Here is a 15,398-nt window from a genome sequence, read left to right on the forward strand (position 1 = left end):
ATTGAAAGTTATACCAGTCCACAGTGTTAATTTATCATTTATCGTTCACAGCGTAATTTACGCCCATTTCAAAGTGATGGGTATTTCAACTGTTTATGGTGAGTGGTTACATACCATAAACTGTGTAGGTTTATTCAATAAGTTTTAATTAGGCAGTTTCCTGAAGAAAATACAAATTTTGTTGCCTCCATACCAACAATTTAACCCCTAGATAGATAAAAATTTGTATGCTGAAGTTAACAGGTCTTAATAGTTCTTTTTAAAGATTGTGCAGGAAGATTTTAGATTAATTGTTGATTTAGTATTAGTTTTGGGAGTCGCAGCCTGTGGGGGACTGTTGGCATCCCTTTTAAAACAACCAGTGCTGTTGGGTTATCTCATCGGGGGAATGGTTGTTGGGCCTGCTGGGCTAGGGCTGATTAAAGAAATTATTCAAGTAGAGACCTTAGCGCAATTCGGGGTCGCCTTTCTCTTATTTGCCTTGGGTGTGGAGTTTTCTTTTTCTGAATTAAAAAAAGTAAAAGCGATCGCCCTTGGTGGAGGTGGACTACAAATAGCCTTGACAATCTTAGTCACAGTGGTGGTGTGTGGTGTAACGGGGGCTTGGGGCAGCTTACCCGCGAAAGGTGTATTTTTGGGGTCAATTCTTTCCTTGTCTTCTACCGCCGTTGTCCTCAAGTGCTTGATGGAGCGTAACGAAACAGAAACGCCCCACGGACAGGTAATGTTGGGGATTTTGGTTGTACAGGACTTGGCTTTAGGGCTAATGCTGGCTGTCTTACCTGCACTGCACGCACCAGCAGAAGTTATTGGTGTAGCCGTACTTACCGCCTTGGTACGGATTGGTTTATTTGCTGCTGGGGCAGTTGTGGCGGGGATTTGGCTGATACCGCCATTATTGCGAATGTTAGCCCGCACGGAAAGCCGCGAATTATTTTTACTTGGTGTAGTGACTTTATGTTTGGGTATTGCGCTATTAACAGAATACTTGGGCTTGTCAATTGAAATGGGGGCGTTCGTCGCCGGCTTGATGATTTCTGAAGTGGAGTACGCCGACCAAACCCTGACTTATGTAGAACCACTACGAGATATTTTTGCCAGTTTATTCTTTGCTGCCATTGGGATGCTGATTGATCCGGTGTTTTTGTGGCAGAATCTGGAATTAATTTTAGGGTTAGTGGCGTTGGTCTTTGTCGGTAAGTTTTTGATTATTACGCCCTTAGTCAAGTTATTCCGCTACCCGTGGAAAACAGCCTTAATTGCTGGGTTGGGACTGGCACAGATTGGGGAATTTTCCTTTGTTCTCGCCAGTGAAGGACAAGTATTAGGTTTAGTATCCCGACGGATATATTTATTAATTTTAGGAACTACAGCAGTTACCCTGATTTTGACTCCTTTTGTACTGCGGCTACTACCATCTTTATTTAACTTTGCCGAATCTATGCCTTGGCTGAAACCTTATTTGGCTGGCGAAGGCGAAGCGCGGGATGTATCGGAAGAATTACCGATAAAAGACCATATAGTTGTTTGTGGCTATGGGCGTGTGGGTAAGAATTTGGTCAAGTTATTGCAACAGCATGACTTACCTATAGTGGTCATAGATCAATCTGAAAGCCGAATTCAGCAGTTACGGGATGCAGGAGTACCTTACGTGTATGGTAACTGCGTAAGTTTTCATGTTTTGGAAACCGCAGGTGTTAACCACGCTAAAGGAATGGCGATTGCACTTCCTGACCCTATGAGTACGCGTCTCAGCCTAAAACGCGCTTTAGAACTACACCCAGAATTAAATCTAGTTGTCCGCGCTACCCAAGACAAAAATATTGAAGTGCTTTATCAATTAGGGGCGAGGGAAGTAGTTCAACCAGAATTTGAAGCCAGTTTAGAAATGGCAACTTATTTATTAAATGACTTGGGCTTCTCGCAATTTGTGGTACAACGGGAAATGCAGCAAATCCGTAACGATCATTACTTGGATTTGCGCCCAGAACGTTCTGCTTCTGAGGTTTCCCGCGATTTACACCAAGCAACCCGCGATTTAAATCGACGCTGGTATGCAATACCATCTACTTCACCTCTCATTGGGATGAGCTTAGAAGAAGCCGATATGCGTTACTTAACAGGGATAAGTTTGATGGCGATTCGCCGCGCTAACGGCAATGAAATCGACTATCCTAATAATCAAACTAAATTAGAAGAAGGCGATCGCTTATTAGTTGTCGGTGCATCTGAGGAACTAGCAGCTTTAGAAGAATTTGCTCAAGGTAAGATAGCCGTTCCTGGAGAAAATAGCGCTTGTCAGTGGTTAGTTGTCGATGCTGATTCCCCTGTTGATCATAAAACCTTGGCTGACTTGAAAAATCATGAACCATCAGTGAAGGTGCAAGCACTGCGGCGGGATGGTAAGTTTATTCGCCGTCCTGATGACAAAACAGACCTCAGAGTTGGCGACCAAGTATTATTATGTGGTAGCTTACCCAGTCTGAATCAACTACAATCTTTATTCGCCGCAGCCAACAAAATGCCTTTGTCTATCCCCATCGCTAAAGCGAATGAAGCACAAACAGTGAAAGAGTTTCTGCCTTGAGAGTGCTGAGTCACCGAAGTTTGCTCAACGGGGGGAACACGCGCACACAAGTTTTCTCCGCACGCAACTTTTCGCTGAGTACTGAGTAGAAATACTAGCTTATAACCCCTCTTTTATCAGAGGATTAAACTTTGGGTTTGAAGTAAGCGATCGCTTGTTTCCAAATGGTTGTTTGCTGGTTGTTTTCATCGGCAATACAAACACAACCTGGATCTTGCCATAAAACCTTACCTGTCAACAGATCGCCTGTAACTAGTTTGAACTCAACTACTGCGGCTTGTTTAATCAGGTTCTGCACTTGCCGAATACTTGGCAGCGAAGTGTCAAAATCAGTTGTCGCCATGTTTGGTGATGGTTTATGCACAATAAAAAATGTTTTCTGTAAGGAGTTGTAAAGTATGAATGATCAACTATGAAGGATAAAATTTCATCCTAGCCTGCGGCAAGCCACCCAAAAGGTGTCTACATACTTTACACTTCATACTTTCCTAATCATTGATAATTCATCATTGGAAAAATGGCAATCGAATTTACTAAGTATCACGGTCTAGGCAACGACTTTATTTTAATTGACAATCGCGCGTCAGCCTCACCATTACTAACACCAGAGAAAGCAATTGAATGGTGCGATCGCCACTTTGGCATTGGTGCAGATGGTGTGATTTTTGCTTTACCCGGAAAAAACGGTACTGACTACACCATGCGAATTTTTAATTCCGATGGTTCCGAACCGGAAATGTGTGGTAACGGTATTCGTTGTTTAGCAGCATTTCTCGCTGATTTAGAAGGTATATCTCGCACTCAAGATAAATATCGCATTCATACCTTAGCAGGGACAATTACACCCCAACTAACACCCGATGGACAAATCAAGGTGGATATGGGTTTACCGCGCCTACTCGCTGGCGAAATCCCTACTACTCTGGGTGCGCCTGATGCCAAAGTGATTAATCAACCCCTAGAAGTCGCAGGCCAAACTTGGGAAGTCACCTGTGTAAGTATGGGGAATCCCCACTGCATCACTTTTGTGAAAGATGTCGCCACAATTCCCTTAGAAACCATCGGCCCAAAATTTGAACATCACCCAGTTTTTCCCCAAAGAACCAACACCGAATTTATTCAAGTGGTGAGTCGTGACTACCTGAAAATGCGGGTATGGGAAAGAGGCGCAGGAATTACATTAGCTTGTGGTACAGGTGCTTGTGCATCTTTAGTGGCTGGCGTGTTAACTGGAAAATGCGATCGCTTGGCGACTGTAGAATTACCAGGAGGTTGCTTAGAAATTGAATGGTCAGAAATTGACGAACGAATTTATATGACTGGCCCTGCTGAACGAGTGTTTAAGGGTACGGCTTGAAACATAATTTAGAAGTCATGCAGTGTGAAACTTTCTCTCAAACCGAACCCCAACCCCTTCCCTGTTAGGTAAAACTACGGTGTACACACAAGTCAAAAATTTTCATGTTCAACCACACCCCGCCTAGAACTAAAGTTTTAGGCTCATAGCCAAAGTCCACAAAACGTGGACTGATATATTTTTAGTTGAGTCATCTGAAGATGACTTACGCTATGAGACTCGGAATGAATTCCGAGGCGGGACAGATGCAGTACACGAATATTTGTGTGTACACCATAGCGGTTACTCAGCACTTCTTATTGCTTGGCTGCTTTCATAGACAAACTAATCCGTTTTAATTTCTCGTTCACTTCCAGAACTCTAACTTTGACAACTTGTCCCACCTTAACTATGAGCTTAGGGTCATCTACAAATCTATCGGCGAGTTGGGAAATATGCACCAAACCATCTTGATGTACACCAATATCTACGAATGCGCCAAAATTTGCCACATTGGTAACTATTCCTTCTAATTCCATCCCGATTTGTAAATCTCTAATTTCTTTGATGCCTTCTTGAAAGGTTGCATACTTAAACTCAGCGCGGGGATCTCGTCCGGGTTTTTCCAGTTCTCGGAAAATGTCGCGCAGCGTAGGTTCACCAATAGTATCGGTGACGTATTTTTTTAGCTCGATTTTTTTGAGTTTTTCCGCAATTTGACTAACTTGATTTAATGGTACGTTGAGGTCAGATGCGATCGCTTCCACCACTGAGTAACTTTCAGGATGCACCGCCGTATTATCTAACGGATGATTGCCATTGCGAATCCGCAAAAATCCGGCGGCTTGTTCAAAAGCTTTCGGCCCTAATTTCGGCACTTTCAACAGTTGGCGGCGACTTTTAAACGCTCCATTTTGATTGCGATAGTTGACAATGTTATTAGCCACTGCGGCTGTAATACCAGATACAAAGGTTAAAAGTTCTTTAGAAGCTGTATTTAAATCTACACCCACAAAGTTGACGCAGCTTTCTACAGTGTCATCAAGTTTCTTCTTCAATAACTTTTGATCAACATCGTGCTGATATTGTCCCACGCCAATTGATTTGGGATCAATTTTGACTAATTCTGCTAAGGGGTCTTGCAAACGGCGACCGATACTAATCGCACCCCGCACTGTCACATCTAAATCGGGAAACTCTTCTAAGGCGACTTTACTGGCAGAATATATGGATGCACCAGATTCATTCACCATCACCTTAATTGGTTTACGGTCTACAGCTTGTAATACTTGCGCCACAAATTCATCAGTTTCCCGCGAAGCAGTTCCGTTACCAATAGCTACTAGTTCGATTTTGTATTTTTCAATCAAATTTCTAATCGTTTGTGCAGCTTTAGTACGTTGTTCCGCTGCTTGATGGGGAAAAACAGCTTGATATTCGAGAAATTTGCCTGTTTCATCTAAAACTGCAACTTTACATCCAGTTCTAAAACCAGGATCAATTGCTAAAGTGGGTTTCATCCCCGCAGGTGCAGATAATAATAACTCACGCAGGTTAGTTTCAAATGTTTTGATGGATTCTATGTCTGCATAATCTTTTTTGGTAGAAATTACTTCTCCTGTTAAAGAAGTTTTCATCAGACGGTTAAACGCATCCTTCAGCATCATCTGATAAAAATCCCTAATTGCTCTGACTTTAGTACGAATTACCTGAGATTCAAGATAACCAAGCACATAATCTTCATCAAAGTTAATATCGAAGCTTAATACTCCCTCAGCTTCACCACGACACAATGCCAACATATTGTGAGGAGCAATATTTTTCACTTTGATTTGATAATTCCGGTACATCTCAAATTTGGTTGTACCTTCAGGATGCTCATCTTTAATGCGGGAAACAAAAACTCCTGCGTCTAAAAGATAGTCGCGCAAATAAGCCCGGAGTTCCGCTGTTTCTGCGACTGCTTCTGCTAAAACGTCTGCTGCACCTTTGAGGGCTTCATCTGCTGTTTTTACGCCTTTCTCTTCCGAGATATATTTGCTGGCTTCTGTTTCTAAAGATGCAGCTATACCATTTTTAATATTCAGCGATTTTATGAACTCTGCCAGTGGTTCTAATCCTTTTTCTTTAGCAATTGTGGCGCGAGTGCGGCGCTTTGGTCGATATGGTAAGTATAAATCCTCAAGTTCGGTTTTTTGTTGACAAGAGATAATTTGTGTTTTCAACTCATCAGTGAGTTTACCTTGTTCAGCGATCGCATTTAAAATTACTGATTTTCTGGCTTCTATTTCTGTTAAGTAATTATACTTATCAAACAAATCCCGCAATTGCACTTCATTCATTTCTCCAGTGCGTTCTTTGCGGTAACGTGCAATAAAAGGAACTGTCGCACCCTCCGCCAAAAGTTCCAGCGCGTTCTGCACCTGATAAGGTTTAAGATCCAGTTCAGTTGCTAATAGTTGAGGAATGTTTAGCATTGGGTATCTAATGGTAAAATGTCGCTTCTTAAGGTAGTATCGTAGATCGTCATTATAGTGACAACGCTGAGTGTTAAACTTATTTACTGGATAATTACGGAATTGTGACTTGCTTGCTGATTGTTTATTTCATTAGAGGATTGTGAAGACACCTCTTTAGATATAAGATTGACAGCAATGATTATAAAAAAAATATAAATTAAAACTTCTCAGTTCTTGACATCTTACGTTAGGAGAAGAACAGCAATGGCCTTGTTTTTTTTAATTCCTCTGTTTACTGGTTTAGCAACTGGTTACTTATCCAAAAAATGTAGTGATGAATTAGCTTACCTGACTGGTATATTTACAATCATCAGTCTAGTTGTGAGTTTAGTTTTAGCACCTTGGCAAATCCAGCTATTGCTACTGGTTTTCGTGGTCATTACTACTAATAAACTTTTACGAGATAACGATAAAAAATATACCCAAGCCAGTAAAAAATAAGTGTAAATAATTAAATCCATAGGCAAGATGCGATCGCCACTAATTCTGTAAAATGATGGAATGTACGCGATCGCTGTCTCTTAGCAAAACATCCAGCCCTGGAAATTTACACATCGTCATAGAGTCATCAGCTAATAGCTCTTGAAGACAGTTTTATCACCATTGCCAACCATACCCAAAATATTCAACCGGGAAAGTTTTAAGTTGTCAATAGCACGGTTAAGTACTAAGGACTGGGTTTTGCCAATTTTTACCACTATTAAAATACCGTCTGTATTTGGTGCAAGCAAACTAACATCAGCAAGCCCCACTAGAGGAGGTACATCATAAATTACTAAGTCAAAAGAATTATGAAACTCAGTCATCAGTCGCTTCATTTTCTCTGAAGATAGCAATTTTGTCGCATCCGGTGGTACTGGCCCAGAGGTAATTACAGATAATTGACTCAACGTAGATATTTCCTGAATAGCTTCTCCTACTGGTAAATTAGTCGAAATTAAATTACTTAAACCCCACAGATTACTTAAATTTGATAAAGTATGGATTGTTGGTCTGCGAAGATCAGCATCTACTAGTAATACTCTCTGACCCATTGCTGTAGCTATTTGAGCCAAATTAAAAGCAACTGTAGATTTCCCATCACTAGGCATGGATGAAGTAATAATAATAGATCGGATCGGGTGATCGGAATTGAGAAGCTGAATATTTGTATAAAGCACCCGTAAAGATTCTAAAAAATTTGTATTATGGTGACTATTATCTTGAAGTGTGGCAACATTCAAATTAGGTAGAAATTCAGAGAAGTATTTTGGTAAATTTATCAAAGGAAGATTTCGAGGAAAAAAAGAGTCATCTTGCTCAGTCTGAATTTGCTTTTCAAAAGGTATACTACCTAGCAATGGTAATTTTACTTTTTCCTTTAAATCCTTAACACTATTGTATGTACTGGCTAACTTTTCTAGTAATAAAGCAACGCCAATGCCTATGAGAATACTCGCTGCTAATCCTGATAATAGGTTCTTTTTTAAACTAGATGAAGTGGCAGGAAATTCTGGTTTAACTGGTGCTTGAACTAATTCCCAACTAAATTCTGTTTGAGATTTCTGAATTTGCAAAGTTTCACGAGTAGACAAAAAACGATTAAGACTTTCAACAGCAACTTGTAATTTACGTTGCAAATCTGTATATTTTCGTGACAAAATAGGCAGTTGTTTGCGTTTTTGCTGCAATTCCTGTTCTCTTTTTGCCAGTGTCAGACTCTGTACTTCTAAAATTTTAATTCCAGTTGCGATCTCAGCACGTTTAGTATCTAAAAAGCGCTTGGCTTCTTGGTCAATTAAAGGCAACAAGCTGTCTCGCTTTTCTTTCAACGATTGTAGTGTAGGATTATCTGCTTGGAAACGAGTAGAATCCGCAGCTACCTGAGCATCTAATTGATTTTTCTGGCTGATTAACTGTTGATATAAATTTGCAGTAGTTAGTACTGCTTTCTCACCATCTGGTTGTTGCAGTAAATTTAAATTAGCACGAGCTTGTGCCAACTGAAAATTAATTGTTTGTTTTTGGGCAGTTAAGGTTGCTGTCTCAGCATCTAGTGCTTTTGTTTCAGTTTCTGGATCGTTAAGATTATATATTTGTTTGAGAGTTTGCAGTTGTTGTTGCAGCTGATCAACACGACTTTGGGAAATTTTTAGCTGTTTTTCAACAAACTGAAGTCCTTGCCCTATTTTAGTTTGCCGTTTTTCTTTACTATATTCTAAGTAAGATTGAGCAGTTTTATCTAAAACCAGTTTAACTTTATCTGGATTGTTATCTCGATAACTTACTTGTATAATTTTTGTCTTACCCAGCTGAAAAACATTTAAAGAATTAGCTAGGAAATCATAACTGATATCTGGATAAGCAACTTGCACCCGTTTAACAACATCTTCCAAAATTACAGGACTCTTAAGAATCTGAATTTGGCTATCATAATCTAGAGTAGATTGATTTGAATTGGCATTAGCATCCTTGATCACATCAACAGTTTTACTATCGTCACTGACTGGTTCTACTAGAATCTGAAAATTGGCTTCATATTCTGGTTTTGTCGGATTCAGTGTTAAGCCGATAACAATACTGGCCATTGCAACAGTAGCAACTCCAGCAATAGTTAGCCATCTTCGTTGTAAAATATCTAAAACTTCTTGAAAGTTCCAACCACCCTCTGATTCTTCAGCCCACGGCAGAGGTTGATTCGGTAAAAATTGATGCTCAGAGTTGCTATTATGTCCTGAGGAGGAATGTTGAGAAGGATGATTGTCCATTATTTATGAATATTTGGTAGTCAACCATACTAGATTTATTTATAACAATTTTTTAGATTGAGTTTCTATAGCAGCCATAATTACTTAATGAGAGTTTTTGCTAAAATTTATACGGCTTATAAGAAATTTACTTAAAAAAGACTGTATGTAAAAGTAATTTTTAATACGGCTAAATCTAAAGAAAAATAAGTTTATATTTATACTAGTGTATGAATGTTCTATACTGAAATTAAAAATTTATTTTTAAGTTTACTAAGGGTTTAATATACATACACACAGTAAATTATTTTATGGTATTTTTTATATTTATTTTAGATGGAATTAATTATATGTTAAAAATTAATTCAAAATGACTGTTTTGAATTAACCATTTTCCCCTCTAGTCGGCGAGCGCTCATAAATAAATTTGCGCTAGTTATAAATAAGAAAAAACTTTACCTTCCTCAGACAAACTCTGTTAATTACAGATTGCTATGATTGTGAGTAGAAGTAAACACGTAACATAACTTACAAAACATAAACATATATACAAATTACCCCAAACTATTGATTTATTCAATAATTATTATTAATTTAATATAATCTTAATGAGAGTCTGAGAAAGTCCTAGTTCACCAATTAGTTCTTGATGAGGAGCAGGAACTCTAATGTACATAAGAACTAGTACTTAAATAAAAATGTACTGTATGAAGATATTGTATAAAGCGACTTGAGCAAAATAAATTTTTGATGAAGCTTATGAGTAAACTTTGAAACATGATACTTTACTATTTAAGATCGTGATTAGCGACCTGCACGCAATTCATGGAAATTAAATGCAGTCACTAATAAGCAACACAATCAATAAAAGCTAAGATTTCGCAAACAAAAGTTTCATATAGGAGGTAAATTAAGGTTCCATTGGAGAAGAAATAAAATTTGGAAATTTTATTTAGACGATCAATCTGCATCAGATAAAAACTTACTCAAAAAAAGTTTTATTTTTAAATAAAACTCATTGTATATTTTGTGTTTCCCTGTTTAAGAAAATTTATTATACATAATAATAAAAATACACTTACCTATGTTAAGAATATTTCCTAGCTCTCGAAAATTATACGAGTAAGCTTTAAGGAAGTTTGATAGAGTATGTGATTTTCATACCAGTTTTCAGTAAACTGAAAACTGGTATGAAAAACCCAGCATTAAATTGTATACATTAATGACTTAAGAGCTTTAGTGGTTCAGTTATATTTCCCTATAAATCTCTAAATTCTTAAGTAGGATAGCGCCGATGAGACTCAATGAATGGATGAACCAAAAATTTTTACAATCCATTTCTACTCGGTTAGAAGAAGAAAGTGATAATTCTTTCAAAGTTCAACAATCTATTAAATTGTCTGTAGTTACCCAATATTTCCCCCCAGACTATGCTGCTACCGGACAATTAATTGAGGAATTAGTAAAACAGTTAGGACAGCAAGGGGTAGATGTAGAAGTTTTTACTAGTCAACCTGGGTACGCGTTTAACTCAGCAGCAGCTCCATCGGTGGAGAAGTTAGAACGCCTCCGAGTTCAGCGCTCTCGGACTGCTCAACTGTGGCCAGGAAGAATTCGCGGCAAAGCTGTTAATGGTGTGTTGTACACTTTACGCGCTTTATTGTATATGTTGAGAGCTTGGCGGCGTAACAATGTAATGTTAGTTACAACAGCCCCACCATTTTTGCCATTATTAGGATATTTGGGGTATTTATTATTTAGGCTTCCCTATGTCTGCATAATATATGATCTTTATCCTGATATTGCGATCGCTCTAGGTGTAATTTCCAAGAGTCATTGGCTAGTCAGAATGTGGCGCAAAATTAACCAACAAGTTTGGTTAAATGCAAAGGGAATTATCGTTTTAAGTCCAGCAATGAAGCAACGAGTATTAGCCCATTGCCCACAAATCAGCGATAAGATTTCTGTTATTCATAGTTGGGCTAATCCAGATTTAATTGTTCCAATTGCTAAACAAGAAAACTGGTTTGCTTGGAAGCACAACCTTGTACAAAAGTTTACAGTTCTCTACTCTGGCAATATGGGGCGCTGTCATGACATTGAAACCATGCTAGAAGCAGCCAAGGAACTACAAGATGAAGCAATTCAGTTTGTATGTATTGGTGGTGGAGCAAAGCGAGAAGAATTAATCAAGGAAGTAAACCGCTTAGGTTTGAGAAACTTTACATTTCTGCCATATCAAGATAAGCAAATACTTCCATATTCTTTAACAGCCTGTGATTTGTCATTCGTGAGTGTAGATGAAACTACAGAAGGTTTGGTTGTTCCTAGTAAGCTTTACTCTGCCTTAGCGACAGGAAGGCCTATAGCGGTCATTTGTTCTCCCTACTCTTATCTCAGACAATTGATTGCAGAGGCTAACTGTGGTGGAACTTTTGACAATGGAGATGGACACGGACTAGCTCAATTTATTCGCTTACTGAGCCGCGACCCACAATTAGGAGAACGGATGGGAAAAGCTGGTCGCCAATATTTGCGATCGCATTTCACACCTAAGCTAATCTCTCAACAGTATTTTGATGTTTTACAGCAAGCAATAGCCTCTGATGAAGTGATCTCTGTGTCTCAAGTGCAGACAAAGTAAGCTTTAATGGAGTCTTCATTTTATCCTGGAAAAACCTTAAGTTTAGTGTTGTGTTTCAACAGTGCAATTTTGATAATTTATTAATGCTCTGTTGATATTAAACTCACTAATAACTGATATGTATATTTTTATGGTAGGAGGAACATAATATTCAAAAGCTTACTCTAATTAATCTATCTGAATAGACTATAACCAGACTAAAATAGATTATTTAGCAATAGCAAGCTGAATAAATTGTTAGGAGAAGTATTCCAACTAGAATTAGTAGTCAAATTTGTAAATATTTAGGAGATGGGCTTCGATGGTCATTTTGATCTCAGTCCCTCCAAATAAACCTTCCTTACTTATCTATTTTGTAGTTCATCAATGTGGGAGGCAAAATTGCAGAGAAGGTGTGACCGAAATCGGAAGCGTTCAAAAAGAAGGGCGATCTACTGCCCATTTCACAGTTGCTATATAGATAGCGTCAGTCAGAAATATCAAATATTTGCTGAAAAACCAGGCCAATTGCAGCAACGAGGCGTGAGTAGGCGTAATGCTTTAATGCTAATAGCCAGCCACACAACAGTTACCATAGAAGGAGAATGGCTAGAAGCTTTTTGGTGTGAAGAATGCCAGCAAACAAAATGGTATCATGTACAAAAATCTGGCGATCGCACCTATAAACTTTCACTAGCCCCACAAGAACTTTGGCAGCAAGCAACAGGAGTTATCCATCCAAATGGAAATCCTTCTGTTGGAGAGTTCACTCGTAGGCAATCAAGACTAGTTGGTTATCACGGTATGAAAGATTTCCAGTTTGTAGGTTAACTGTTACAGATTAAGATCCTCAATAAATACTATGAGTAGTCAAGATATAGCTTCTACACAAGAGCTAGTACTGGAAGCTGGAAAAGTGGAGCGACAGTATTGGCAAGACTTGTGGCGCTATCGGGAACTGTTATATTTTCTTGCGTGGCGTGATATTTTGGTGCGTTATAAGCAAACTGTGGTTGGTTTAGCGTGGGCGTTAATCCGACCATTTTTGACTATGGTTGTATTTACTGTAGTGTTTGGCAATTTAGCAAAATTACCCTCATCAGTACCTTATCCAATTCTTGTTTTCGCTGCGATGTTGCCTTGGCAATTTTTTGCCAATTCCCTTAGCGACTGTAGCAACAGCCTAATTGGCAATGCCAACTTGATATCGAAGGTCTACTTTCCTCGCCTGATTGTGCCACTGAGTTCAGTAATTGTCAGCTTTGTAGATTTTATGATTTCTGGCATAATTCTACTTGCACTTATGGCTTGGTATAATTTTGTGCCTGACTGGCGGATATTGACGCTGCCCTTATTTATTGCGATAGCTTTTGCTGCTTCATCTGGAGTTGGGCTGTGGTTTGCAGCATTAAATGTAGAATATCGTGACTTCCGCTATATCGTGCCATTTATTGTCCAATTTGGATTATACGTATCACCAGTTGGTTTTAGTAGCAATCTTGTACCAGAAAAGTGGCGATTACTGTATTCATTAAATCCAATGGTAGGAGTGATTGATGGATTTCGTTGGGCTATTCTTGGTGGTGATGCCAAAATTTACTGGCCAGGATTTACCTTATCTCTAGCCTTAGTTTTACTGTTACTGCTAAGTGGCATCTGGTATTTCCGCAAAGTAGAACGGACATTTGCTGACGTAATTTAGAAAGGAGTAAAGCAGATGTCAGAAACTGTAATTCGTGTTGAAAATCTTAGTAAAAAATATATCATTAGTCATCAGCAGGAGAACTCCGGTCGCTTTCGCTATAAAGCTTTACGTGATGTGATTGCTGATGGCACTAAATATGTGACTCAGAAACTCCTAAAACCAGCCGATAACAAAATAAACAATCCATATATTGAAGAATTTTGGGCATTGAATGATGTTTCCTTTGAGATTAAACAAGGTGAAGCCATTGGTGTGATTGGACGTAATGGCGCAGGTAAATCAACTCTCCTCAAAATTTTGAGTCGCATTACCGAACCAAGTAAAGGGCGTATTACTATCCAAGGAAGGGTAGCAAGTTTATTAGAAGTAGGAACAGGATTTCACCCAGAACTGACAGGTAGAGAAAACATCTATCTCAATGGTTCTGTTCTGGGGATGAGTAGAGTAGAAATTAAGCAGAAATTTGATGAAATAGTCGCCTTTGCTGAAGTTGAGAAATTTTTAGACACACCAGTGAAGCGCTATTCTTCTGGAATGTATGTGCGCCTAGCATTTTCTGTTGCTGCTCATTTAGAGCCAGAAATTTTAATTGTTGATGAAGTTTTGGCTGTAGGTGATTCAGCATTTCAGAAGAAGTGCTTGGGGAAAATGGATGATGTCGCAACCAAACAAGGGCGGACAGTTCTATTTGTTAGCCATAGTATGACAGCGATCGCCCAACTAACCAAACGTTGCATATTACTTTCTAAAGGCAATATTCAGTTTGATGGTAGTACTAATAAAGCTGTACAGCTTTATTTAGTTGGACAAAAAGATGATTCCATACCACAGGCATACTACCAAGCACCTGTAAATAAACCTGGCAATTACATCGCTTGGGCGCGAGTGCATACATCTGAAGCAGAGGGAATTCACTGTTGGGGCGAACCAATCAACGTTGAGTTTGCATTACACATTACTCAACCTCATGACAGTCTGCGCTTTTCTTTTCAGATAGTCAATTCTTTACAGCAACCGATTTGTATTTTTTGGTTTTTTGAATCAAATGCTCCCTTCTGTCAAAAACCTGGAACATTTATTCTCCGGTGTGAAATTCCGAAATCAAGACTTTATATGGGTTCATACACCTTAACAACATGGTTGTCTGAAAGACGTAGCGAGACTTTACTAGAAAATCTCAGAGAAATTTGCCCGTTTGAAGTAACCATGCACAAATTTGAGCGTCCAGATTATGAATGGCAGCCTGATGAGTGTATTTATTTAGAAGATGCCGTTTGGCAATCTGTGGAACAAATTTTATAACAGCAAAAGGTAAAGCAAGGTGCCAATCAACGATGATGTCAAATTAGGCAAAAATGTCAAAATTTTTCATGCCAATCTTGTAAATCTTTACGGTTGTCAAATCGGTGACGAAACCAAGATAGGCGCTTTTGTAGAAATTCAGAAAGATGTGATTATCGGTGACCGATGTAAGATTTCATCACATAGCTTTTTGTGTGAAGGTGTTGTCCTCGAAAACGAAGTCTTTATTGGTCACGGAGTTATGTTTACCAATGACACTTATCCCCGTGCCACTAATGAAGATGGTAGTTTAAAAACAGGAGATGATTGGTGTGTCGTCAAGACCCTAGTTAAAAAATGTGCCTCTATTGGCAGTAACGCCACTATCTTACCAGGAGTGACTGTTGGAGAAAAAGCTATTGTTGGCTCTGGTGCAGTAGTCACTAAAAATGTTCCTGATTATGCAATTGTAGTTGGAGTCCCAGCTAAAGTCATAGGTGATGTACGCGATCGCCAAAACTTAGAAATGTCCACTAGTCTTTTGTGATATCCTTCTTTGTTGCCACTTTTCAATAGCAGCAATTGATAATACCTAAAAAATAAATTCTCATTAGTTAAAAG

General features: G+C 38.8%; 11 protein-coding genes. 8 read left to right on the forward strand and 3 right to left on the reverse strand.

The window, feature by feature from the left end; all coding sequences use genetic code 11:
* Positions 1-268: 268 nt before the first annotated feature.
* Positions 269-2,587: a cation:proton antiporter gene (locus NOS7107_RS00655; protein ID WP_015111060.1), complete on the forward strand. Its 2,319-nt coding sequence runs from the start codon at positions 269-271 to the stop codon at positions 2,585-2,587.
* 124 nt (positions 2,588-2,711) lie between these two features.
* On the opposite strand, the gene NOS7107_RS00660 is transcribed toward NOS7107_RS00655, so the two are convergent.
* On the reverse strand, positions 2,712-2,930 hold the full coding sequence (locus NOS7107_RS00660; protein WP_015111061.1) for a hypothetical protein: 219 nt from the start codon (positions 2,928-2,930) through the stop codon (positions 2,712-2,714).
* A gap of 174 nt (positions 2,931-3,104) precedes the next feature.
* Between NOS7107_RS00660 and dapF the strand changes: the two genes are divergently transcribed.
* Positions 3,105-3,944, forward strand: a complete 840-nt coding sequence (gene dapF / locus NOS7107_RS00665) for a diaminopimelate epimerase (RefSeq protein WP_015111062.1) — start codon at positions 3,105-3,107, stop codon at positions 3,942-3,944.
* 296 nt (positions 3,945-4,240) lie between these two features.
* Here the strand turns inward: dapF and NOS7107_RS00670 are convergent, their stop codons facing one another.
* Complete coding sequence (locus NOS7107_RS00670; RefSeq protein WP_015111063.1) at positions 4,241-6,400, reverse strand: Tex family protein; 2,160 nt, start codon at positions 6,398-6,400, stop codon at positions 4,241-4,243.
* A gap of 246 nt (positions 6,401-6,646) precedes the next feature.
* On the opposite strand from NOS7107_RS00670, the gene NOS7107_RS00675 reads away from it, so the two are divergent.
* Positions 6,647-6,883, forward strand: a complete 237-nt coding sequence (locus tag NOS7107_RS00675) for a hypothetical protein (RefSeq protein WP_015111064.1) — start codon at positions 6,647-6,649, stop codon at positions 6,881-6,883.
* Between the two features lie 131 nt (positions 6,884-7,014).
* Here the strand turns inward: NOS7107_RS00675 and NOS7107_RS00680 are convergent, their stop codons facing one another.
* Positions 7,015-9,189: a polysaccharide biosynthesis tyrosine autokinase gene (locus tag NOS7107_RS00680; protein ID WP_015111065.1), complete on the reverse strand. Its 2,175-nt coding sequence runs from the start codon at positions 9,187-9,189 to the stop codon at positions 7,015-7,017.
* 1,273 nt (positions 9,190-10,462) lie between these two features.
* On the opposite strand from NOS7107_RS00680, the gene NOS7107_RS00685 reads away from it, so the two are divergent.
* The 5 genes from NOS7107_RS00685 to NOS7107_RS00705 all read left to right on the forward strand — a co-directional run bounded on the left by NOS7107_RS00685 (position 10,463) and on the right by NOS7107_RS00705 (position 15,324).
* Positions 10,463-11,812 (forward strand): glycosyltransferase family 4 protein, encoded by a 1,350-nt coding sequence (locus tag NOS7107_RS00685; protein WP_015111066.1) that lies wholly within the window; start codon positions 10,463-10,465, stop codon positions 11,810-11,812.
* A 381-nt stretch (positions 11,813-12,193) separates the two neighbouring features.
* Positions 12,194-12,622 (forward strand): hypothetical protein, encoded by a 429-nt coding sequence (locus tag NOS7107_RS00690; RefSeq protein ID WP_015111067.1) that lies wholly within the window; start codon positions 12,194-12,196, stop codon positions 12,620-12,622.
* 31 nt (positions 12,623-12,653) lie between these two features.
* Positions 12,654-13,493 carry an ABC transporter permease gene (locus NOS7107_RS00695; protein ID WP_015111068.1) on the forward strand — a complete coding sequence of 280 codons (840 nt, stop codon included), beginning with the start codon at positions 12,654-12,656 and terminating at the stop codon, positions 13,491-13,493.
* A gap of 15 nt (positions 13,494-13,508) precedes the next feature.
* A complete protein-coding gene (locus NOS7107_RS00700) occupies positions 13,509-14,798 on the forward strand; it encodes a polysaccharide ABC transporter ATP-binding protein (protein WP_015111069.1) in 1,290 nt (429 codons plus the stop codon).
* 19 nt (positions 14,799-14,817) lie between these two features.
* On the forward strand, positions 14,818-15,324 hold the full coding sequence (locus NOS7107_RS00705; protein ID WP_015111070.1) for an acyltransferase: 507 nt from the start codon (positions 14,818-14,820) through the stop codon (positions 15,322-15,324).
* Positions 15,325-15,398 lie beyond the last annotated feature (74 nt).

The organism is Nostoc sp. PCC 7107, from assembly GCF_000316625.1.
Classification (GTDB): Bacteria; Cyanobacteriota; Cyanobacteriia; order Cyanobacteriales; family Nostocaceae; genus Nostoc_B.